Genomic DNA, 21,872 nt, shown 5'->3' with positions numbered 1-21,872 from the left:
ATATTTTTTATCAAATTCTAACTCCAATTTGATTGGCTTTTAAAAACTCTTTTAACTTTGAAATCTCAATCTCTTTATAGTGAAATATACTAGCTGCCAAGGCTGCGTCTGCACCATTTTTAAACGCTTCTAAGATATGCTCCATAGTCCCAGCGCCACCACTTGCGATAACAGGAATTTCAACTAAATTTGATATAGCAGAAGTTATAGCTAAGTCATAGCCATTTTTTGTCCCATCGGCATCCATTGATGTTAGAAGTATCTCTCCAGCACCTAGATCATAAACTTTTTTTGCCCACTCTATCGCACCTAATCCTGTATCTTTTCTACCGCCATGGACAAAGACATTGTAGCCACCATTGCTATTTTTTTTGACATCGATTGCGACTACAACGCATTGAGAGCCAAATTTTTTAGCTGCTTCATATATCAAATTTGGATTATCTACAGCCGATGAGTTTAGGCTAACCTTATCGCAACCTACATTTAATAGCTTTGAGATATCATCTAATTTTCTTATTCCGCCACCGACTGTCAGCGGGATAAATAGCTGTTTTGCCACCTCTTCTACTACATGAACGATAGTATCTCTACCATCGCTACTAGCAGTAATATCTAAAAAGCATAGCTCATCAGCGCCTTCATCATTATATCTTTTGGCTACTTCAATCGGATCGCCGGCATCTCTTAAACCTATGAAATTGACGCCTTTGACAACTCTACCATTATTGACATCTAAACACGGGATTATTCTTTTAGCGAAATTTCTCATTTTTACGACTTTTTGTTTTTATTTTACTATAAATTCAGTCAAATTTAGCTAAAATAGCCACCCATGATTAAAGCAAAAAAGAAATTTGGCCAAAATTTTTTGATAGATGATAGTATAAAAGCCAAAATCATCCAAGCGATTCCCAATAATTTAGATAGGATTGTAGAGATTGGGCCTGGCTTAGGTGATTTAACACAAAAGCTTGTTGAACTTAGTGGGAAAATCGAGTGTTTTGAGATTGATAGTGAGCTTTATGAGATTTTATTAGATAAATTTTCTAGTGAAATTTCAGATCAAAAGCTGAAAATAATCAACGCCGATGCTCTTAAATCATGGGATGAGATAGCTAGGCAAGACTATTTTTTGGTTGCGAATTTACCCTATTATGTAGCGACAAATATAATTTTAAAGTCGCTTAGTGATATTAGGTGTAAGGGGCTTGTGGTCATGATACAAAAAGAGGTAGCCTTGAAATTTAGTGCTAAGGCCGGAGATAGCGAGTTTAGCGCATTGTCAATTCTAGCTCAGATAAAGGGCGATGTGGAGTTGCTTTTTGATGTGCCAGAAACTGCGTTTGATCCCCAGCCAAAGGTTATCTCAGCGGTTATTAGGATTATTAAAAATAGGGATTTATTACAAGGATTTGAGGCTTTAGAATTTGAGAGATTTCTCAAATCTGCCTTCTCATCTCCTCGTAAAACCTTATTAAAAAATTTATCAATCTCTACCCCAAAAGCTCTTATAGATGGCTTTTTGACTAAAGAGAATTTGTCACTTACGATTCGCCCACATGAGCTTTGTGTCGCCTTGTATTTAAAACTATTTAAAGAGGCCAAAAATGAACGAAGAGAAAAATCAAAGCGAAAAACCTAGCAAAAAAAGAAGATATCGCAATCATAAAGATAATCTAAAAAAAGAGGCGAAACACGCAGTTGTGGATCAAAATTCACAAATTGATGAAACCACTAAAACTGACGAGTCAAAAGAGCAAACCAAAAAAGCTAAAAAGCGCCGCAAAAATAGCAATCCAACAGTAAAAATCAGTGGCAACGAAGAGTGGCAAAAAGATATGAAAGCCGCCATAGAAGCAAATAAGGCTAGTCATGAGTTGCGTCTTGAGCCTTTGAAATATCTAAATTCAGCCGAGCATAAAATCACCATAACTCCGCTTGGAGGGCTTGGTGAAATCGGCGGAAATATGACTATTTTTGAGACAAATAACGATGCGATTATCATTGATATCGGTATGAGTTTTCCTACTGAGAGTATGCATGGCGTGGATATTTTGGTGCCAGATTTTGACTATGTTAGAAAGATCAAAGACAAAATCAGAGGCATTATCATCACTCACGCACACGAAGATCATATCGGTGCGGTGCCATATTTTTTCAAAGAATTTCAATTCCCAATTTATGCTACGCCACTTCCATTGGGGATGATAAGCAATAAATTTGAAGAGCATGGATTAAAATCTTATAGAAGCTACTTTCGCCCGATTGAAAAGCGCAAGGTCTATGAGCTTGGGGAATTTGAATTTGAGCTTATACATATCACTCACTCTATAATCGATGCTAGTGCGTTAGCCATAACTACAAAGGCTGGAACTATAATCCACACTGGCGATTTCAAGATCGATCACACCCCAATCGATGGCTATCCAACGGATTTAAATCGCTTAGCATATTATGGCGAAAGGGGCGTTTTGTGCTTATTAAGCGACTCTACAAACAGCTACAAAGATGGAATTACAAAGAGTGAAAGTAGCGTTGGAAAGACCTTTGATTCTATATTTGCTACCGCTAAGGGCAGGGTGATAATGAGTACATTTAGCTCAAATATTCATAGAGTTTATCAAGCTATCGAGCGTGGTATAAAATATGGCCGTAAAGTCTGCGTGATAGGCAGAAGTATGGAGAGAAATCTATGGACGGCTATCGAGCTTGGATATGTGAATTTAGATCGCAAGATTTTTATCGATGCAAATGAAGTTGTCAAATATCCAGATAATGAGGTTTTAATAGTCACAACAGGCAGTCAAGGTGAGACAATGAGCGCTCTATATAGGATGGCAACTGATGAGCATAAATATATCAAAATCAAGCCAAGTGATCAAGTAATCATCAGTTCCAAAGCAATTCCTGGCAATGAAACTAGCGTATCAACGATTTTGAATTTCTTATTAAAAAGTGGAGCAAGTGTAGCTCATCAAGATTTTAGCGAAATTCATGTAAGCGGACACGCAGCCCAAGAGGAGCAAAAGCTTATGCTAAGGCTGATTAAACCTAAATTTTTCCTTCCAGTTCATGGCGAGTATAATCACATAGTCAAACACAAAGAGACAGCGATGAGCTGTGGGATTGATGAGAGAAATATATATTTGATGAGCGATGGAGATCAAGTTGAGGTTTGCCAACGCCATATCAAAAGAGTAAAAACAGTTAAAACTGGTAAGGTATTTATAGATAATCAGATAAACAAACAGATCGCCGATGATGTCGTAATCGATCGCCAAAAACTTGCCGAAGCGGGAGTTATAACAATAATCTCACAAATTGACAAAAACGCAAAAAGGCTAATACACAATAGAGTTATAAGCTATGGCTTAGTGAGCGAAAAACAGACAAGAAATTTAAGCAAAGAGCTTGAAGAGATACTACTTCAATTTTTAACAAATATAAAAGATGAGCTACTAAACGATCAAAAAGCTCTAGAAAATCAAATTCGCCAAGTTATCAGAAAGCATATATTTAGAAAACTCAAAAAATATCCAACAATCGTACCGGTTGTATATTTAATGTGAGATTAGCCCCAATTTTTAGGGTGAAATTATGATTTTAGCAATAGAATTTGGAGTTTGATTATGAAAATTGTAGATATAGCAAGGGAAGTTTTGAGCTTAGAAGCCAAAGAGCTGGAGCGACAAGCGAATTTGATCGGTAGTGAGTTTGAAAAGGCGGTGAATTTGATACAAAATTGCTCTGGCAAACTCATCGTAACAGGCGTGGGAAAAAGTGGCCATATCGGTGCGAAAATCGCCGCAACCTTAGCAAGCACCGGGACGCCTAGCTTTTTTATCCATCCGACTGAGGCCTTACACGGGGATTTAGGTATGATAGGGGATAAAGACGCTGTTTTGGCTATCAGCTATAGTGGCGAAAGTAGCGAGCTTTTGGCGATTTTGCCACATATCAAAAGGCGTAATATCACAATAATTGGTATGTCAAAAAGCGGCTCAAGCCTAGCAAATTTAAGCAACGCAAATTTAAACTTAGATATCATCCGTGAGGCGTGTCCTTTTGATGCTGCGCCTACTGTATCTACTACGCTGACTCTGGCTTTTGGCGATGCTTTGGCTGTTTGTTTGATGAGATTAAGGAATTTTCAAAAAGAGGATTTTGCTATGTTTCATCCTGGGGGAAGCTTAGGTAAAAGACTATATCTCAAAGTTAGCGAAGCGATGAGAAAAACAAATTTACCTATAGTTAGCGATGAAGTTAGCCTAAAATATGCTATAGATTCCATGACTCATGGCAAGCTTGGGAGCGTGCTGCTTACGAATTCCAAAGGCGAATTGGTGGCGATTTTGAGTGATGGGGATTTGAGGCGTGCTTTGAGTAGCGAGAATTTCGATATAAATGATAAGGCTATTAAATTTGCCACCAAAAACCCAAAAGTGCTAGAAGATGAAAATACCTTAGCCTATGATGCTTTAAAGCTAATCGAAGAGTATAAAATCCAAATTCTAATCATCACCAAAGAGAAAAAACCAATTGGAGCCTTACATATCCATGATCTAACTAGTTTAGGATTATAATGCGTATCAATAAATTCATTTCACACAATACAAACTACTCACGCCGTGAGGCTGATGAGCTTATCAAGGCTGGTAAGGTCAGTATAAATGGGCGAATTATAAGCGACTTATCAACCGATATCAAAGATGGCGATAAGGTAAGAATCGGCTCAAGGCTAGTTAAACTCAAAAAAGAATTTAGCGTCATACTCTATAACAAGCCAAAAGGTGAGCTAGTAACCAAAAGAGATGATCGTGGTAGAAGGACGATTTATGATAGTTTGCCACGGGGATTTTCTAAATTTATTAGTATCGGTAGGCTAGATTTTGCTAGTGAGGGGCTTTTGCTTTTGACTGACGCTCCTGTGATTGCTCAGGCTCTTATGGATAGTGATATAGAGCGTGAATACTACCTAAAAATTAAAGGCAATATCACAGAACAAGTGATAAATGCGATGCGTGAAGGCTTTTTCGCTAAGGATGCTACCAAAGGAGCTCACGCTAAAACAAAGCAAATTTCAATGGAATTTAAACCATTTTTAGCCTATAGAATCATAAGCCAAAGTGGTGGCTACACAAGGCTAAAAGTCATCATAAATGAGGGGCAAAATAGAGAGTTAAGAAGGTTTTTTGGCTATTTTGATTTAGAGGTTATGGATCTAAAGCGAGTTAGCTTTGGTAGGGTTAGCTTGGATCAATTAGGCGAGGGGAAATGGCGGTATTTTACAAACTCCGAATATGATGATTTAAGAGATTTTTTAAAGCAAAATAAAGTGAGGTATTAAGTAAGATGGTTCCAAAATTTAATGAAATGGCTTTTGTAATTTTGAAATTTGCTATGAGTAAAGATGTTTTTACTCGTCAAGATGTTTATGCTTTTGTAGCTGATTATTATAAATTTAGTCAAGAGGATTTGGAAAAAACTACAAAACGAGGACAGCAATTATATAAAAATAGGGCAGATTGGGCTATTACTTATTTAATGGGTTCTGATAAAACAAATGGTAGTATAAATCGCATCATGAGAGGCGAGTACAAAATTACTGAATTTGGAATACAACTTAGCAAAGATGAAAATAAATTTAATAAATGGTTTTATGACAAGACGCCGACAAACCAAAATTTAGTAGACGATATCCAAACTCCAGATGAAAACCTAGAAGCAAATATCGAAGAGATACATTTAGAAGTGAAAGATGAGATCATTAGTCGAATTTTAGAGCGTGAGCCTAGATTTTTTGAGAATTTGGCTTTGGAGCTTATGAAAAAGATAGGCTATGACGTGGGTGGCTCTAGTTTAACCCAAAATGGTGCAGATGGCGGGATAGATGGTATTATAAATGAAGATTTATTTGGATTTTCTAAAATTTATATACAAGCTAAACGTTATGATAAGGGTAAAATCGGTCGTGATGCGCTTCAAGCATTTGCAGGAGCGCTTTCAAATAAACCAACAACAAAAGGGCTTTTTATAACTACTTCAACATTTACAAAAGAAGCTATAGAATTTGCTAAAGAACATCAAAATTATTCTATAGTTTTGATAGATAAATACAGACTTACTGATTTGATGCTAAAATATGAAGTTGGCGTGGAAGTCAAAGAGATCAAGAAAATTTATAAAATAGACGCTGATTTTTTTGAACAAGAAATTTAATAAAAGAATAATTATGCGCCGAAGTGATCGTGAATTAGATCAAGAGATTGCCTTGAAGATTATCGATGAGTGTCAGTATGCGACTCTTAGCTGTATAGATGAAAATAATGAGATATTTAGTATCCCTATTTCTATAGCTAGAGATGGTATGAGTATTTATATCCACGGAGCAAAAACTGGCTCAAAAGCTAGATTATATAAAGATGGTAAAATCGTAGAGTTAGTCGCCGTTAGCCATAACAGAGTCCCCACACCTAGCTATGAGTATTGTGAGAGTATCAAAGATAGTGCTAGTGAGCTTGGGAGTAGGGTTTTTACTACTGAATATCAAAGTGCGATAGCCAAAACTAAGGCTTATGAAGTTACTAATGAGAGTCAAAAGATAAAAGCTTTGGAGCTATTGTGTAAAAAATATACGCCAAATTATATGGATTATTTTGATACTGCGGCGATTGGATCGCTAAGTAAAATCAATATTTATGAATTAAAAATAGAGCATTTAAGTGCTAAAGCAAAGATTATCAAATAAATGATATTTTAAAGCAAAATATAAAGAGGTGTTAATGGTTAAATCAATTTTGTTTGTATGTCTTGGTAATATTTGTCGCTCGCCTTTGGCTGAAGGCATCGCAAGAAAGGCGCTTAATTTTTTTAAGTTAAAATTAGGAAATTCTAGAATTCTTAGAATCAAAATCAAGGGAGATAAAAATGCCACAAAACGATGTAAAAACATTGAATGAAATTTGTAATAAAATACTAAGAATTCCAGATTACCAGCGTGGCTATTCTTGGGGAGAGAAACAACGAAAAGATTTTTGGAAGGATTTAATTTCTATAAAAGGTGAGCAAAAACACTATACAGGTACAATTAGCTTAGAAAAAATTGAGCAAAAAGTGTGGGAAAAAAAAGAGGAATATAATCAAATTAAAGGTGCTATAAAAGAAGGTGATGGCTTATATTATGTTGTAGATGGTCAACAAAGACTTACTACAATTTTCATTTTGCTAAATGAATTATTAAACTTAGCTATAAGTAAAAATTTAGAACTAGATGATTCGCCATCAAATGAGCTAAAAAGTAGATGGATTTTGAAACAATCTGATGGAAAAGATCCTGTCTTTTTCTTTTGTTATGAAAAAAAGAATGATAATTATGGATTTATGACTAATAATATTTTTGAATACGAGTCAAATAAAGACAAAGATGCGACAAACTTATACGCAAAAAATCTAAAAGAAGCAAAAGATTTTTTCAAAGAAAAAATAAAAAATTTAAGTGATAAAGACTTAAACACAATTTTTACAAAATTAAAGAATAAATTATCATTTAGCGTATATATAATAGAAAATGAAGAGGATGTGTATATTACTTTTGAGTCAATGAATAACCGCGGTAAACCACTAAGTACATTAGAGCTTTTAAAAAATCGCTTACTATATCTAATAACACTTATAAATAGAAGAGATAATGGAGAACAAAATGAACCTAGAATAAACATAAATGACCGATGGGCAGAAATATATAGAAATCTTGGCAAAGATATTGAGTACCCACTAAACGATGATGAGTTTTTAAAAGACCATTGGCTCGTATATTACGGAGAACCAAATAAAGGCAAAAAAGAACCTTACAAAAGTTCTTTGCTGGATTACAAATTTTATATTGGTAAAGTATATGGCGAAAAGCCTGATACAACAGAAGAATCTGAAAATAATACAAGAGAGAGTGATGATATAGATGATGGAGCAAATGATGGACAAAGCTCAAAAAGCAATTATGAATCAAACACTAATATCACAAAACTAGAAATGAGTGATATTAATGAATACGCAGATAAAATAGGCGAATTTTCTAAATATTGGGCTTGGACTTGGATTGATGATGAAATAAAATTAATCTGTAGTAGTCTAAAATTAGAAAGACTAAAAAATATAATTTTTAGATTAAATATGCTAAAAATGAGGCATTTTAGACCATTGATTGCTAGCATTTTCCTTAAACTTGATAATGGAAAATTAAATATAAGTGAAGCGTGTGATTTCTTGGAGATTGTAGAAAAATATATATTTCTTACTTTTGTGTTTGGTAAAGAATACACATCTCACGAAATCACTACCTTTCAAAAGCTAAACCACGAGTTTTATACAGATAAAACAGAGCTATCTAAGATAAAATTAGAATTTCAAAATAGAATAGAACAAGAGAAAGTAAAGCATACTGAACAATTTATTCAGCGTATAAGAGATATTTTTAATAAAGATGAAAATAAAGGATTTTATACTTGGGATGGTTGTAGATATTTTCTTTATGAATATGAAAGAGAGCTATTTAAAGAAAAGCATGGTGGCAAAATGTTTTTAAATAAAGAATGGTGGTCTAAAAATAAAAGCGATGAAGGCAAAACGCTTACCATAGAACATATATATCCACAAACTCCAAAAGAAAATGATTGGAATGAATTTGATAACTTCGATGATAAAGATAAAAATATTTTAAGAAATCTCTTGGGAAATCTTTTGCCTATTGCCAATAGTGAAAACATAAAACTTGGTAACCATGATTTTTTAACTAAATGTTTATCATATAAAAAAGATTGTTATTCAGCGCAAGATATAGAAAAAAATTACCAAGTTTGGAATGCTGATATAATTTATAAGCGCAGTAAAAGCCTTATAGATTTTATGAAAGATCACTGGGGTATTGAATTTAGCGAAGAACAAGAACATTATTTAATTCATGGCAAAGAAAAACCAAGGGATAATAAATAAAAGATTTAATATAAAAGAATTCTAGAGTTTCTAATGCTTTGCTGTAATGGCTAAATAACTAATAATTCTAGCATTGTGCCTAATAATGCCACTAATAAAATATAAAACTGACAATAAATAGTCTGCTTTATATGCTAGAATTCCTATAAAATTTATAAAATCAAAGGAATTCTAGATGAAAGAATATCAGCCACAAAGTCTAGTCCAGCTAAAAGCTCTTGTAAAAGATGAGAGCGTGTATCTAGGCGATATCGATACTAATCTTATTGCCGATATGAGTTCGCTCTTTGAGCCTGATGTATGTTTAGTGGCTGTAATTGCGCCGTTCCTAGCTGGTATAATAAAATGAAAGGATAAAAATTGGTATCTCAAAATCTCTATATATAAATGGTATGCAGTGTCCTAAGCTACTGTGGCTAAGCAAACACCGCAAGGGCGATGAGAGCGTGTTTGCGCCTGATGTGAGCTTGGAGACTGTTTTTGAGCGTGGAAATGAAGTTGGTGAGCTAGCGTGCGAGCTATTTAAAGGCGGAGAGCGCATTGAGTGGGAGGGCGCGAGCTTTGATGAGAAAATCGCCAAAAAACGCAAAGAGCTACTAGCTTATTGCGGACTAGATACACTGGCTATGGTAAAGGTGCTTGAAGGGCTAAAAGAGCTGGTAAAATAGGTATTTGCAGCTATAAAAATAGTCTGAAATTTTGGCTAGAGTTATTAGTATTTTTAAGGAGTAAAGATGAAAAAAGTGCTTATTTTAAGTGGTGCTGGATTATCAGCTGAGAGTGGGCTAAGGACTTTTAGAGACAGTGATGGACTTTGGGAAGAGTATGATATAGAAGAGGTTTGCTCAGCTAGGGGTTTTAAAAAAGATAGGCAAAAAGTGCTGGACTTTTACGACAAGCGTAGGGCTCAGCTAGCAGAGTGCGAGCCAAATGAGGCTCACCGCATGATAGCTCGTATAAAGGCAAAATACCCCGAGCAAATCGCAGTACTAACGCAAAATGTAGATGATTTGTTAGAGCGGGCAGGCTGCATGGATGTCGTTCATTTACACGGATTTTTGCCTGAGATTTACTGTGAGCATTGCAAAAAAATAGAATATATCGGCTACGAGGCGATAAATGCCAAAGAGCATATTTGTAAATGTGGGTGTAAGAAGTTTCGCCACAATATCGTTATGTTTGGCGAACAAGCTCCATTTTATAAGGTGCTTTATAATGAGCTAAATGCGCTTAGAAAGGCCAAGGACTCGCTATTTGTGTGCATTGGCACTAGTGGGCAGGTGCTAGATGTGGCAGACTTTAGTATTTTTGCTAAAAATAGCATTTTAAACAACCTTGATAAAAGCGATATAGACCACGCATTTAACAAATGCTACATAGAAAAAGCCACAACAGCTGCGCCAAAAATAGAAGCTGATATAGAGAAGTTTTTTAGCTAGAGTTTTAGCAAAATAGCTATATAGAGCTTAAGAGATGCGCTTGTTTTAATATCCATATTGGATACTGGGTGTAAGTAGTGTAGAAAACACAGAAAACATGTTTAATGGAGTTAGGGCTTTTAATCAGCTCTTAGATAAGTCAGCAAATCTTAAAAATCAATGTCGCATATTTCATAATTGTAAAGGTTTTACCTGCTCACTAAACGATAAAAAAATGCAAAAAGATTACTTACCACGCTGTTATTTTATCTATGAAGCGATAAATAAATAGCGCGGTAATTACTCACGCTATGTATTTGCTAACAAGGTTGTATAATTTACAAACTATACACCTATTTAATAATAAAAGCTACTAAATTTCAATCTTTCATTTACATTTACTAGAAAACATAAAAATTTTTTAAAATTATTTTCTCTTTTATCATTTTACGACATTATATGTCGCATGCTTCTTGTAAAATACGCTTACAATTTTACTAAAAGGAGCAAATATGCTACAAACAATCTTAACTGAACTACAATGTGGCGATAGAGCCAAAATCACTGAAGTGCTAAATGCTGGGGTTAAAAAAATCTGCGAGGATTTTGAGAAAATCTGCCTTGCTAGTGATGAGCTGGGTGAGTCGTTTGCTGATGATGAGCCTAGAGAGCAAAAAGAGCTAGACTTTGAAAAAATGAGCGATGAAGAAATTGATGCAGAGCTAGATAGACAAAGTGTAGAAATCGATAAAGACTTGGAGCTTATAGACAAAGGTCTAAATGCTATTAGTGAGTGCGATTCGCTGTTATTTGGTATCATTGATATAGTCTGCTCTGAGTTTTCAAATGAGAGTATAAACTCTCAGTTTGGCAAACTGCTAAAAGAGCAGGCTAGCAAGCTAAGCCACCAAAAAGCAAAAACTGAGCTACTTGATACTGCTAGTAAGATAGAAAGTTTTGCTAAAGATAGATCAAATGGTGTTAGCGTACTTTTTACTAATGCGCTTTATATCTTTAAGGCTGATAAGCTAGTAAGCAAGGTGGGTACTAATGTCGCTAGTCTGCTTGATAATGAGAGTGATGGGAGCTTTAAGAGTGCGTTAAAGACAGCTGCAGAGCTACTAAAAGAACAAAAACTAGGCTCAAAACTACTACTTTGGGCTGAGCTAAAAAGAGCAAACCAAGCCCTAAAAGCGCAGTTTCCTAGCCTAAGCATAGAAAATCTAGAATTCTAAGGGGCAAATAAACGAAGTAAATGTAAATTTTGAAGAGATCATCGCTATGGCAAAAACTGAGCTAAGCAAAAACAAAACGCAAAACTACGATCTAAATGTGCTAATAGCAGGTAGTACAGGTGTAGGCAAGGCACTAGAAAAAGGCGTGGAGATGATGAGCAAAGATGAGTTTGAAAAAAGCGATTTGCTAGTAATTAGCGATGGGAATTTTGGCGAGGTTAGCCAAAGAATCATGGGAAAAATGGATAAGCAAAGAGAGCAAGAAAATCGCTTTTTCTTGCTAGACATTATAGAAAAATCAAAGGCGCTTGACTACTTTGATAAGCATTTTTTATATGATGGAAAAATGTGAAAGTCTTAGGCGAGCTAGCTAGCCAAATTCGCTAGGGAATTTTAGAATTCCTTACGGAATTTTAAATATATAGTAAATTATTTTTAACCACCATTAACTAAATATTTATGGGGGGGGGTATAATTGACAAATTTTTTAAAAAAAGGAGATAAAATGGCAGAAAATGCACAAGAAAAAAAATATAATCTTGAGGATTTATTAAACAAAGCTAAGGGGATTTTTGAGCAAGTTAAAAAAGAGACTTCTAAAAATCTAAATGTATTAATCGCTGGCAAAACTGGCGCAGGTAAAAGCACGCTAATAAATGCTGTTTTTGGTAGCGAGGTAGCACCTACTGGTTCTGGCAAGCCACTTACACAAAACATAGAACAATACCAAATAACAAATAATTTTAGCATTTTTGATACAAAAGGGCTTGAAATGGCTGCTTTCGATGAGACTGTATCTCAAATAAGAGATTTACTAAAAGAGCAAAAAACCAAACCAGTATATGAGCAAATTCACATCGCTTGGCTATGTATCCCAGAAGGCAATAGACGCATAGAAGAAGGAGAAAAAGAGTTTCACAAAATTTTTAAAGAGTTTGATTTGCCAGTAATTACAATTATCACAAAAGCAATACAAGATGCTGATGAAAAAGGTGTGAAATTCTCCGATATTGTAAAAAAAGAACTTAGTATAAATGATGATAAGTATTTTCAAAGAGTAAGAGCTCTAGAAGTAGAAGATGATGAGGGCGAAATCAAAAAAAGACTAGGTCTTATAAAAGATAATAAAGGCAATGATGGGCTTATTGAAAAGACTTATGCTCTACTTCCTAAGGGTCAAAATACAGCTTTTGCTAGACATCAAAAATACAATGAAGAACTAAGACAAAATGCAGCAAGAGAACACGCAAGAGAGCTAATAAATCACTATTCAATAGCTGCAGGAGGCGTGACTGCTGCACCTATACCATTTAGTGATTTTGTCTTGCTTTTGCCTACGCAAATAGGCATGATTGCTCATGTTAGCAATGCTTATGGACTTGATATGTCAGCTGATACCGCTAAAAAACTAGCTATTGCCTTTGCTGGTGTGGCTGGTGCCGGTTTTGGTGTAAAACTAGCTGTAGGTTCGCTATTCAAAATAATCCCAGGTCTTGGCTCAATAGCAGGTGGCACAATGAATGCTACAATAGCAACAACCACAACAAAGCTAATGGGACATGCGTATCTTTCATACTTAGATGATAACTTTGATGAGCTAGAAAACGCTATAAGCTCAATAAGTCCTGATATTTTAAAAGAATATTGGGACAAAGCAAAAGTCTTTTTTCCAGATGATGCTAAGAACATAGCTAGTAAATAATCTTTACTTAAATTTAATTCTAGAATCCCTTAGCTGCCATGCTAGCTAGGAAATTCTAGAATTTCTTAGATTAAAAATCTTTTATCTCTTTTTAAAAATAATTATTTTATAATTATAAAAAGGAGAGCAAATGACTACTGCAAATATAATCTCAATCGGCACTTCAAAAGGCATAAGAATACCAAAAAATATAATAGAGCATTTTGGTTTTGATAAAGTAAGCTTGGAGATTTTAAAAGACGGACTGCTTATAAAGCCTCTTAAAACTAGCAAAATTTCAAGCTGGGATACAAAAAAGCTAAGAGAGCTGGCTAAAAACGATAAAAGTGATTTAATAGATGATTTTGCCACTTGTGATGTAGAACAAAAAGACTGGGAGTGGTAGAATGAGCAGGTTTGAGATTTGGTGGGTAAGCCTCGATCCAACAATGGGTGCTGAGATAAAAAAGCAAAGACCTTGCCTCATCATCTCGCCAAATGAGCTAAACTACCTAAATACTCGCATAATCGCACCAATTACTTCAAAGGGCTTTGCTGCGCCTTTTAGAGTGAGTTTTACTCTGCTAAATAAAAACGCAAAGATACTCTGCGACCAAGTAAGGTGCGTAAGCACAGAGCGATTTGTGAGCAAAATCGGCGAGCTAGATAGCAAGAAAATAAAAGAAGTAAAAGAGATTTTGGGCTTAATGTTTGCCTAAAAAGATTTGAGTTAAGCAATTCTAGCAATTGCTTAAACTGATTTTAGCCCAAAATGCTCTTGCGAAAATCCTTGTCGCTTTCAATCTTTAAAATTATTTCGCCAAGTGCATCAAATGCTTCGTTAAACTCGGCTGGATTTTCTTTTTTAAACTCCAAAACCTTTTTGGTTAGCTCTATTGCGGCGTTTATTTTTTCATCTTTTGTGCTTGCGTTTTTTAGCTTTTCTATACTATCAGAGTTTTGATAGGCAAACCATGTGAGCTTAGCAGTCGTGCTAAAATGCTTGCAAATCGTAGGAAGTGTGTTAAACACAATATAAAAAATATTTTTTAAACTCATTTTTCATCCTTTTTATAAAATTATAGCAGAATTCTAGAATTCCCTAGAATTGTAATGTTGATTTTGTTATAATTTACAAAACAATTTTAATTATAAACTAAGGAAATATTTTGGTTTTACAAACTTTTTGGCTAGAAATGGTGGTAGAATTCTAGAATTCCTAAGATAATTAAAATTAAAAGACAAGAAAATGTATAAATGGAAAGATGGCTATCCGCCACATTCATCACGCAAAAGCAATAAAATCAAAATAATTGATTTTAAAATAAAATATAAGAGGTCTTAATGGTTAAATCAATTTTATTTGTATGTCTTGGCAATATTTGTCGCTCGCCTTTGGCTGAAGGAATCGCAAGAAAGGTAGCCAAAGAGCGTGGCTTGGATATTTTGATAGATTCGGCAGGGACTAGTAATTATCATATATCAGAGCCACCAGATAGTCGCTCTATAAGGATCGGGAGGCAAAATGGAGTTGATATCTCTATGCTAAAAGGTAGGCAAATTGATAGGAGTGATTCTAAATTTGATTTGATTATAGCGATGGATAGGCAAAATTATGATAATATTTTGCGTTTAAAGCTTGGCAATAAGGTAGCTTTGATGGGGGATTTTGGGCTTAATGGGGCTGAAATTCCAGATCCGTATTATGGTGATATGAGTGATTTTCAAAGCGTTTATAATATGCTTAAAAATGCGATAAATACGATGCTTGATGAGGTTTGTAAATGAGTTTGGATTGTAGATTAGTTGATGTAAATAGCGATATTTTTATAGATATTTTAAGGCTAAATTCAGAAGTTTTCCCTTCAAATGAGCTAGTAGCACCAATAAATTTATCTAATAACATATATGCAAATGATGAAAATCTATCTATTTTCTCTTTTTATAATGATAATGAGTTTGTAGGTTATGCTGCTATATATAGCTATGAAAATATATCTTATTTAGCATTTTTAGCAGTTTGTGTTAAGTATCAAGGTCGTGGTTTTGGTGGTTTAATTTTAGAAATTTTAAAATCAAATTTTAGCCAAATTGTCTTAGAGATTGAGAGTTTAGATCCAAAAGCTACTGATTACTTACAAAGAGTCAAACGCAGTAAATTTTATAACAATCATGGATTTAAAGATTCTGGTTATAAAATATCATATTGCAAAATGACCTATAGTATTTATAGTAATTTTGAGTTTGATTCTAAGCAATTTATAGATATGTTTAATCTATTTAAGAGCAAAAATTATTTTGATTTTAAATTTGAATAGCAGATAATATTTAGCTATATCCAGCCAAATTTGGCTGGATATAATTATGAGTATAAAACTGATTTAAATCTATTTGCGATCATTTGAGCGCGCATTAAGATCATATCAGCAATTTCAGGCTCATAAATGCTATCTAAGCTCTCTTTAAACAAATTTAGCCAATTATCAAAATATTCAGGCGGAAATGGATCAAGATTCATATGAGCTTGCATAGGATTGCCTCTAAATTCGCTCTGACCTATGAGCATCCCTTTCCAAAATTCACCAATCTTAGCTTTATGAGCGTCCCACGCCTCTTCGCTTGTGCCGATTTTGTTATTAAATATCTCGCCAAGACCGCTCTCATCTTCTCTAATAGCTTCATAAAAGCTCTCCATAAGCTTAGCAATGCTCTCGTTTGTGATCTCTTTGTATTTCATTTTTTATCCTTTTAAATTTGATTAATGACAGCCAGACCTACTCATATCAGGCTGAATAGCTGAGTTATCAGCACCGCCATTTGCGTTGATATCTTCTATAATATCCCATAGCTTTGTAGCGGCCTCTTCATATCTTTTAGCGCTGATTGAATTTGGCTTATAAAAGCTAACTGGCCTTCCGCTATCACCACCTATTCTAACAGATGGTTCTATAGGAATTTGGGCTAGTATCGCAGTATCATACTCACTAGCCAGCGCGTCAGCTCCACCCTTGCCAAATATATCATACTCTTTGCCATTATCAGGGCAGATAAATCCACTCATATTCTCTATCACGCCAGCCACTGGGATATGGAGCTTTTCGAACATATCAAGGCTTCTAGCAGAGTCATCTAGAGCGACTGTTTGCGGAGTTGTAACGCAAATTCCAGCTGTTACTGGCACACTTTGGGCTAGGGTGATTTGCGCATCGCCTGTGCCTGGAGGCATATCTAGAAGTAAGATATCTAGCTCTCCCCACTCAACTTCATTTAAAAGCTGAGTTATAGCCTTCATAATCATAGCGCCACGCCACATTAGTCCTTGACCCTCTTCTATCAAAAGCCCCATGCTCATCATCTCGATTCCGTGAGTTTGAAGTGGCTTTAACTTTTGGCCTATGACTTCGGGCTGTTTGCCTTGGACACCTAGCATTCTTGGGATATTTGGCCCATAAATATCAGCGTCTAATAGCCCTACTTTTTTGCCTTGTTTGGCTAGGCTAATGGCTAAATTTAAAGTAGTTGTGGATTTGCCTACGCCACCTTTGCCGCTGCTTACCATTACGAAGTTTTTAATCTGTGGGGCGATATTTTTGCCACTTTGTGAGTTGGATTGTTGGGTTTGAGGCTTTGGGGCGATGATCTCTATCTCTTTGTTTAAATTCAGCTTTTCTATCTCATTTTTGATAGTTTGAGCGACTTCAGGTTTGGCTGAGGTGATCTCTACTATGATCTTTGGATCTGTGGATTTGACAAAGCCAAATTCTACAATGCTCTTTTTAAAGCCTGGGTAAATCACGCTTTTTAGTCTGTCTAGAATTTTTTCATCCATTTTTAGTCCTTTTTAAAATTTGGATATATTAGCTAAAAATTATAAATCTTTGGCTAAAATTTTTTAAATTAAAATAGAGAATTATATGAGTGAATTTAGTATTTTTGGTAAATATTTATATCGTGATTTAAAAAGCGAATTTATCTGCTTTAATAAAGATGAGCTTAATCAAGCTTTAAAAACTATACAAAAGATAAAAAATTTATATTTTGTAGGTTATATAGTTTATGATATTAGCAAAACAGCGTCAAATTACCCTATAGCGCACTTTAAAGGCTATAAAAATAAAGAGATTTTCAAACCAGACAAGAGCTTTGAATTCTCTATATTTAAGCCATATTTTTATCCGCAAATTGTAAAAAATTTATCCAAAAAAGAGTATGAAAAAGCATTTAATCAAATAAAAGATGAATTAGCCAGTGGCAATAGCTATCAAATAAATTTCACAAATGAACTACAAATATCCACCAAAGCTAGTAGCAAGGAGATTATAACCTCACTTTTAAGTAGGCAAAAGAGTAGATATTTTGGCTATTTTAAGAGTGAATTTTGTGAGATAATATCATTTTCGCCAGAGCTGTTTTTTAAACTAAAAGGCAAGAAAATCACCTTTGCGCCTATGAAAGGCACTATAAAACGGGGTCAAAATAGAGATGAAGATAGGGTTTTAAAAAATAAGCTTAAAAACGACCCAAAAAATAGAAGTGAAAATTTGATGATAGTTGATTTGCTCCGCAATGATATGAGTAAGATTATCAAAATTGGCTCATTAAAGCTAAAAGAGCCGATGAAAATCATCAAGCTAAAAACGCTATTTCAAGCGATTTCGCCACTTAAAGCAAGGCTTAAGAGCAGAAATTTAAATAAGATTTTTGAAGCGGTTTATCCTTGTGGATCGATTACTGGTGCGCCAAAACTTGCCACAATGCGTATTATAGAGCGTTTAGAAGCTAGAGATCGTGGGGTTTATTGCGGTGCGATGGGGATGATTAGCCATAAAAGGGCGGAATTTAGCGTGCCGATTAGAACGCTTCAGAAATGGACTAAAGATGAATATTATAGATATGGTGTTGGGAGTGGCGTGGTATGGGACTCAAAGTGCGATGATGAATTTGCTGAATTGGAGCTAAAAAGTAGCTTTTTAAGACCAAATATTGAATTTAATCTTTTTGAGACTATGCTTTTGCGTGAGGATAAGATATTTTTGTTACAAAATCACTTAAAAAGATTGATAAATAGCGCTAGGTTGCTAGGATTTAAATTGCCTATTGGATTTGAGCTTTGCGAGATGGATGAAGAGAGATTGAAATTTAGCGATATAATTGGCGGGATTAATGGCGGATTTGAGAGTATAGATAAATTTACAGATATTTTTGCTAATTTAAGGGCTGATAATGTGGATTTAAGAGTGAATTTAACCCTTAATAAAAGTGGCGAATATCAGATAACCCAAACTCAAATTCCCCCACTTAAATCCCATAAAATCGCAATTAGCCAAAACCGCCTAAACTCTTGTAATGATCTATTGTATCACAAAACCACGCTAAGAGATGAGAGGATTATAGATGATGGGCTTTTTGATATTTTTTATCTTAATCAAAGAGATGAGCTATGCGAGGGGAGTCGCTCAAATATCGTCTTAAATATCGGCGGTGAGCTATTAACGCCAAAATTAGATTGTGGTCTATTGGCTGGGACTTTGCGTGAGAGACTGCTGAAATTTGGCGAGATAAAAGAGGCGATTTTGGGTTTAGATGATTTAAAAAATGCTAAAGAAATTTACGCTATTAACTCACTTCGTGGCGCTATCAAGGTGGAGTTATGAGAGTTTTACTAATAGATAATTATGACTCATTTACCTATAATATAGTCTATTATTTAAAGGAGTTAGGGGCCAAAGTCAAGGTAGTCAAAAATGATTTTGCTAAAGCTAAAAAAGCTATAAAATATGCTAATAAATTTGATAAAATCATTATTTCACCAGGCTTTGGCACACCTGATGATTCTGGAGTTTGTATGGATATTATCAAGGCTCTTGGGGCTAAAAAGCAGATTTTAGGTATATGCCTAGGTCATCAATGTTTGGCTAAGGCTTTTGGCGCAGAAGTGGTGCGAATGCCACGCCCTTTTCATGGAGTGAGCGTGGAGTGTGAATTTAGCAAATCCACGCTTTTTAAAGGGGTGAAAAAGCCATTAAAAATCGCTTTGTACAACTCATTGCGAGTTGTAAATACGGCTGAATTTGATATCTTAGCGGATATAAAAGTGGAGAATAAAAGCATTATAATGGCTATCAAGCATAAAAAATATAGTTGCTATGGGGTGCAGTTTCACCCTGAGTCTATATTACAAGCTCAAGGCAAAAAGATATTAAAAAATTTCTTAAATTTAAAATAGCAAATTTGCTAAGACAAAAGCCAAAACAATAAGCCACAAAAATATCAAACTAGAAGCGACAAATACCTTTAAATTCGCATTTTTCAAAGCTTTTTTGGTGATTGTAAGCCCTAGAGCGCTCATCGCAACACTAAGCAAGAAATTATCAATCAAAGATATGAATTCTCTAACTTGAGGATTTATAAATCCAGAGCAGAGCAATGCTACAAAAAACCATAGAGCAAAATATGGGAAATTTGCTCTAATGCTTGATTTTTCGCCGATGAAAAATCTACTAGCAAGGCTTAAAATTATCAAAAATGGCGCTAGCATTAGAACTCTTAGCATTTTTATTATAATTGCGTTATTGGCTACTACTTCATTATAAGCACTAGCACCAGCTACATGCGCTACTTCGTGTAAGCTAGCACCGATTATAAATCCAGCTTTGAGATTTTGAGCTTCACTAAGGACAAATGGGTATACAAACATCCCCAAACTACCAAATATCACAACCGAGCAAAGTGCGATGGCCACGGCATTTGGTGAAGCTTTAACAATACTTTGAGTAGCCATCAAAGCAGCCGCACCGCAGATGCTAGACCCAGAGCTTATTAAAACTGAAAGTTTCTTATCAATACCAAAAACACGACAGATAAAATATCCAAAAATAAAACTACTAAAAACAATGATAAAAGCGCTTAAAATCCCAGCATAGCCGATACTAAGCGCTTCATCAAGGCTGATTTTAAATCCATATAAGACAATGCCTAGTCTTAGAATTTGCTTTGTAGATATAGCCAAAATCCCACTTCTAGCTATCAAATTCGCACTTTTTTTGCTACTATTAGCTAAAATAGCACCCAAAATCACAGCAATTATCAAAGCACTAATCCCAAAAGCGCTTAAAAAATTCGCTGCTAAAATAGATATAGCCGCTAAAATTATCAATATAGTAGCGGCGTAAATTTTCCTTGTTTTATATATCTTTGCTCTCATTTGTAGGGTAGCTTTCACAGCTAGTTTTGGCTATCTCTTGGCTAATTTTATAAGCGCAAAATTTCGGCCCACACATAGAGCAAAACTCAGCTTCTTTAAAGACATCTTGAGGCAAGCTCTCATCATGAAGTTCTCTAGCCTTATCAGGATCTAGAGCTAATTCAAATTGTTTATTCCACTCAAATTTATATCTAGCGTCGCTCATAGCGTGATCTCTATCTATAGCTCCTGGTCTATTAAGGGCGATATCAGCAGAGTGGGCAGCGATTTTGTGAGCTATTATCCCATCTCTTACATCTTTTGCGTTTGGTAGGCCTAAATGCTCTTTTGGCGTTACATAGCATAGCATACTAGCGCCATGATATGCGGCCATAGTCCCACCAATAGCACTTGTGATATGATCATATCCAGCGCCTATATCAGTAGGAAGTGGCCCAAGGATATAAAATGGCGCATCATCGCAAAGTCTTTGCTCCTCTTTCATATTAAATTCAATCTGATTAAATGGCACATGGCCGGGGCCTTCTACCATTACTTGGACATTTTTGGCCCAAGCTCTTCTAGTTAGATTGCCAAGCTCTTTAAGCTCAGCCATTTGAGCAGCATCACTCGCATCAGCCAAGCAGCCAGGACGCAAGCTATCACCCAAAGATAGAGCCACATCATATTTAGCACAGATATCGCATATATCATCAAAGGCTGTGTGGAATGGATTTTCTTTGTGATGTTTCATCATCCAACTAGCCATCAAGCTACCGCCACGGCTGACAATTCCCATTTTGCGTTTAGCCACTAATGGCATAAATTCAAGCAAAAATCCAGCGTGGATAGTGAAGTAGCTAACGCCTTGTTTAGCCTGTTTTTCGATACAATCTAGCATAATTTGTGGTGTGAGATTATCTAAATCTTTGATATCGTGGATGATTTGGTATATAGGCACGGTGCCAATCGGGACGGTTGAGTTGGCTATTATAGCCTTTCTAATAGCATCTAAATCCCCACCAGTGCTTAGATCCATCACGGTATCGGCTCCATATTTTAAGCATACATTTAGCTTTTCTATCTCTTCATTTATATTGCTGATTATCGCACTTGATCCGATATTTGCGTTGATTTTACAAGTTACGGCTCTGCCTATTGCCATCGGAATTAGATGATGGTGATTGATATTTGATGGGATTATGAGCTTTCCACTTGCGACTAGGTCTCGAATTTGGGTTGCTTGAAGCTTTTCTATCTTGGCTACATACTCCATCTCTTCAGTGATTATGCCCTTTTTGGCGTAATACATTTGAGTTGGGGTAGCGTCGTTTTGGCGTTTTTGACACCACTCTTTTCTCATT

Annotated in this window: 25 protein-coding genes and 1 pseudogene; 20 read left to right on the top strand and 6 right to left on the bottom strand. The window is 35.3% G+C overall.

Features of this window, described 5'->3' with window-relative positions; genetic code table 11:
• Positions 1–10: 10 nt before the first annotated feature.
• Positions 11–772 carry an imidazole glycerol phosphate synthase subunit HisF gene (gene hisF / locus CLAN_RS08175; protein WP_100591023.1) on the bottom strand — a complete coding sequence of 254 codons (762 nt, stop codon included), beginning with the start codon at positions 770–772 and terminating at the stop codon, positions 11–13.
• Between the two features lie 63 nt (positions 773–835).
• Here hisF and rsmA point away from each other — a divergent pair, with 63 nt between their 5' ends.
• From rsmA to CLAN_RS08100, 16 genes and pseudogenes are all read left to right on the top strand, one after another.
• Entirely contained in the window at positions 836–1,645 is an 810-nt protein-coding gene (gene rsmA / locus CLAN_RS08170; protein ID WP_100591022.1) for a 16S rRNA (adenine(1518)-N(6)/adenine(1519)-N(6))-dimethyltransferase RsmA, read from the top strand.
• A complete protein-coding gene (locus CLAN_RS08165) occupies positions 1,611–3,572 on the top strand; it encodes a ribonuclease J (protein WP_100591021.1) in 1,962 nt (653 codons plus the stop codon). The genes rsmA and CLAN_RS08165 overlap by 35 nt, the downstream gene beginning before the upstream one ends.
• A 57-nt stretch (positions 3,573–3,629) precedes the next feature.
• Entirely contained in the window at positions 3,630–4,586 is a 957-nt protein-coding gene (locus tag CLAN_RS08160; RefSeq protein WP_096016272.1) for a KpsF/GutQ family sugar-phosphate isomerase, read from the top strand.
• Positions 4,586–5,350: a pseudouridine synthase gene (locus CLAN_RS08155; RefSeq protein ID WP_100591020.1), complete on the top strand. Its 765-nt coding sequence runs from the start codon at positions 4,586–4,588 to the stop codon at positions 5,348–5,350. Before CLAN_RS08160 ends, CLAN_RS08155 begins: the two co-directional genes overlap by 1 nt.
• Before the next feature lie 5 nt (positions 5,351–5,355).
• Positions 5,356–6,222 carry a restriction endonuclease gene (locus tag CLAN_RS08150; protein ID WP_059434219.1) on the top strand — a complete coding sequence of 289 codons (867 nt, stop codon included), beginning with the start codon at positions 5,356–5,358 and terminating at the stop codon, positions 6,220–6,222.
• Positions 6,223–6,235: 13 nt separating this feature from the next.
• Positions 6,236–6,751 (top strand): pyridoxamine 5'-phosphate oxidase family protein, encoded by a 516-nt coding sequence (locus CLAN_RS08145; protein WP_086243323.1) that lies wholly within the window; start codon positions 6,236–6,238, stop codon positions 6,749–6,751.
• Positions 6,752–6,785: 34 nt separating this feature from the next.
• A pseudogene (locus CLAN_RS08140) lies at positions 6,786–6,869 on the top strand (arsenate reductase/protein-tyrosine-phosphatase family protein); the annotation flags it as partial.
• 61 nt (positions 6,870–6,930) lie between these two features.
• Positions 6,931–8,991: a DUF262 domain-containing protein gene (locus tag CLAN_RS08135; protein WP_100591019.1), complete on the top strand. Its 2,061-nt coding sequence runs from the start codon at positions 6,931–6,933 to the stop codon at positions 8,989–8,991.
• A 175-nt stretch (positions 8,992–9,166) separates the two neighbouring features.
• On the top strand, positions 9,167–9,340 hold the full coding sequence (locus CLAN_RS08335; protein WP_167368959.1) for a hypothetical protein: 174 nt from the start codon (positions 9,167–9,169) through the stop codon (positions 9,338–9,340).
• Between the two features lie 43 nt (positions 9,341–9,383).
• Positions 9,384–9,659, top strand: a complete 276-nt coding sequence (locus CLAN_RS08130; protein ID WP_147525237.1) for a hypothetical protein — start codon at positions 9,384–9,386, stop codon at positions 9,657–9,659.
• A 66-nt stretch (positions 9,660–9,725) separates the two neighbouring features.
• Complete coding sequence (locus tag CLAN_RS08125; RefSeq protein WP_100591017.1) at positions 9,726–10,430, top strand: SIR2 family NAD-dependent protein deacylase; 705 nt, start codon at positions 9,726–9,728, stop codon at positions 10,428–10,430.
• A 491-nt stretch (positions 10,431–10,921) separates the two neighbouring features.
• Positions 10,922–11,644: a hypothetical protein gene (locus CLAN_RS08120; RefSeq protein WP_100591016.1), complete on the top strand. Its 723-nt coding sequence runs from the start codon at positions 10,922–10,924 to the stop codon at positions 11,642–11,644.
• A 46-nt stretch (positions 11,645–11,690) separates the two neighbouring features.
• On the top strand, positions 11,691–11,996 hold the full coding sequence (locus CLAN_RS08115) for a vWA domain-containing protein (RefSeq protein ID WP_100591015.1): 306 nt from the start codon (positions 11,691–11,693) through the stop codon (positions 11,994–11,996).
• Between the two features lie 153 nt (positions 11,997–12,149).
• Positions 12,150–13,346: a YcjF family protein gene (locus tag CLAN_RS08110; RefSeq protein ID WP_100591014.1), complete on the top strand. Its 1,197-nt coding sequence runs from the start codon at positions 12,150–12,152 to the stop codon at positions 13,344–13,346.
• A gap of 130 nt (positions 13,347–13,476) precedes the next feature.
• A complete protein-coding gene (locus tag CLAN_RS08105; RefSeq protein WP_086225263.1) occupies positions 13,477–13,731 on the top strand; it encodes an AbrB/MazE/SpoVT family DNA-binding domain-containing protein in 255 nt (84 codons plus the stop codon).
• Position 13,732: 1 nt separating this feature from the next.
• On the top strand, positions 13,733–14,044 hold the full coding sequence (locus tag CLAN_RS08100; RefSeq protein WP_086298488.1) for a type II toxin-antitoxin system PemK/MazF family toxin: 312 nt from the start codon (positions 13,733–13,735) through the stop codon (positions 14,042–14,044).
• 43 nt (positions 14,045–14,087) lie between these two features.
• Here CLAN_RS08100 and CLAN_RS08095 read toward each other — a convergent pair whose 3' ends face one another.
• Complete coding sequence (locus CLAN_RS08095) at positions 14,088–14,384, bottom strand: hypothetical protein (protein ID WP_096018225.1); 297 nt, start codon at positions 14,382–14,384, stop codon at positions 14,088–14,090.
• Positions 14,385–14,669: 285 nt separating this feature from the next.
• On the opposite strand from CLAN_RS08095, the gene CLAN_RS08090 reads away from it, so the two are divergent.
• Together CLAN_RS08090 and CLAN_RS08085 are read left to right on the top strand one after the other, a co-directional pair.
• A complete protein-coding gene (locus tag CLAN_RS08090) occupies positions 14,670–15,113 on the top strand; it encodes a low molecular weight protein-tyrosine-phosphatase (protein WP_096018224.1) in 444 nt (147 codons plus the stop codon).
• The gene (locus CLAN_RS08085; protein WP_086243341.1) at positions 15,110–15,643 is read left to right on the top strand and encodes a GNAT family N-acetyltransferase; all 534 of its coding nucleotides are present in this window, start codon (positions 15,110–15,112) and stop codon (positions 15,641–15,643) included. Before CLAN_RS08090 ends, CLAN_RS08085 begins: the two co-directional genes overlap by 4 nt.
• A 44-nt stretch (positions 15,644–15,687) precedes the next feature.
• Here the strand turns inward: CLAN_RS08085 and CLAN_RS08080 are convergent, their stop codons facing one another.
• Positions 15,688–16,062 (bottom strand): group III truncated hemoglobin, encoded by a 375-nt coding sequence (locus CLAN_RS08080; protein ID WP_086229611.1) that lies wholly within the window; start codon positions 16,060–16,062, stop codon positions 15,688–15,690.
• A gap of 21 nt (positions 16,063–16,083) precedes the next feature.
• Positions 16,084–17,154 (bottom strand): Mrp/NBP35 family ATP-binding protein, encoded by a 1,071-nt coding sequence (locus tag CLAN_RS08075; protein ID WP_100591013.1) that lies wholly within the window; start codon positions 17,152–17,154, stop codon positions 16,084–16,086.
• A gap of 85 nt (positions 17,155–17,239) precedes the next feature.
• Between CLAN_RS08075 and CLAN_RS08070 the strand changes: the two genes are divergently transcribed.
• Entirely contained in the window at positions 17,240–18,979 is a 1,740-nt protein-coding gene (locus CLAN_RS08070; RefSeq protein WP_100591012.1) for a bifunctional chorismate-binding protein/class IV aminotransferase, read from the top strand.
• Complete coding sequence (locus CLAN_RS08065) at positions 18,976–19,551, top strand: anthranilate synthase component II (RefSeq protein WP_086289377.1); 576 nt, start codon at positions 18,976–18,978, stop codon at positions 19,549–19,551. Before CLAN_RS08070 ends, CLAN_RS08065 begins: the two co-directional genes overlap by 4 nt.
• Here CLAN_RS08065 and CLAN_RS08060 read toward each other — a convergent pair.
• Both CLAN_RS08060 and thiC read right to left on the bottom strand, forming a co-directional pair.
• Entirely contained in the window at positions 19,543–20,529 is a 987-nt protein-coding gene (locus CLAN_RS08060; protein WP_100591011.1) for a YeiH family protein, read from the bottom strand. The two genes, CLAN_RS08065 and CLAN_RS08060, sit on opposite strands and share 9 nt — an antisense overlap.
• Complete coding sequence (gene thiC, locus CLAN_RS08055) at positions 20,510–21,871, bottom strand: phosphomethylpyrimidine synthase ThiC (protein WP_086226618.1); 1,362 nt, start codon at positions 21,869–21,871, stop codon at positions 20,510–20,512. Before thiC ends, CLAN_RS08060 begins: the two co-directional genes overlap by 20 nt.
• Position 21,872 lies beyond the last annotated feature (1 nt).

The sequence above is a fragment of the Campylobacter lanienae NCTC 13004 genome, from assembly GCF_002139935.1.
In the GTDB taxonomy this organism is placed as follows: Bacteria; Campylobacterota; Campylobacteria; order Campylobacterales; family Campylobacteraceae; genus Campylobacter; species Campylobacter lanienae.
Note: the sequence above shows the minus strand (reverse complement) of the source record. Positions and strands in the feature narration are given on the sequence as shown.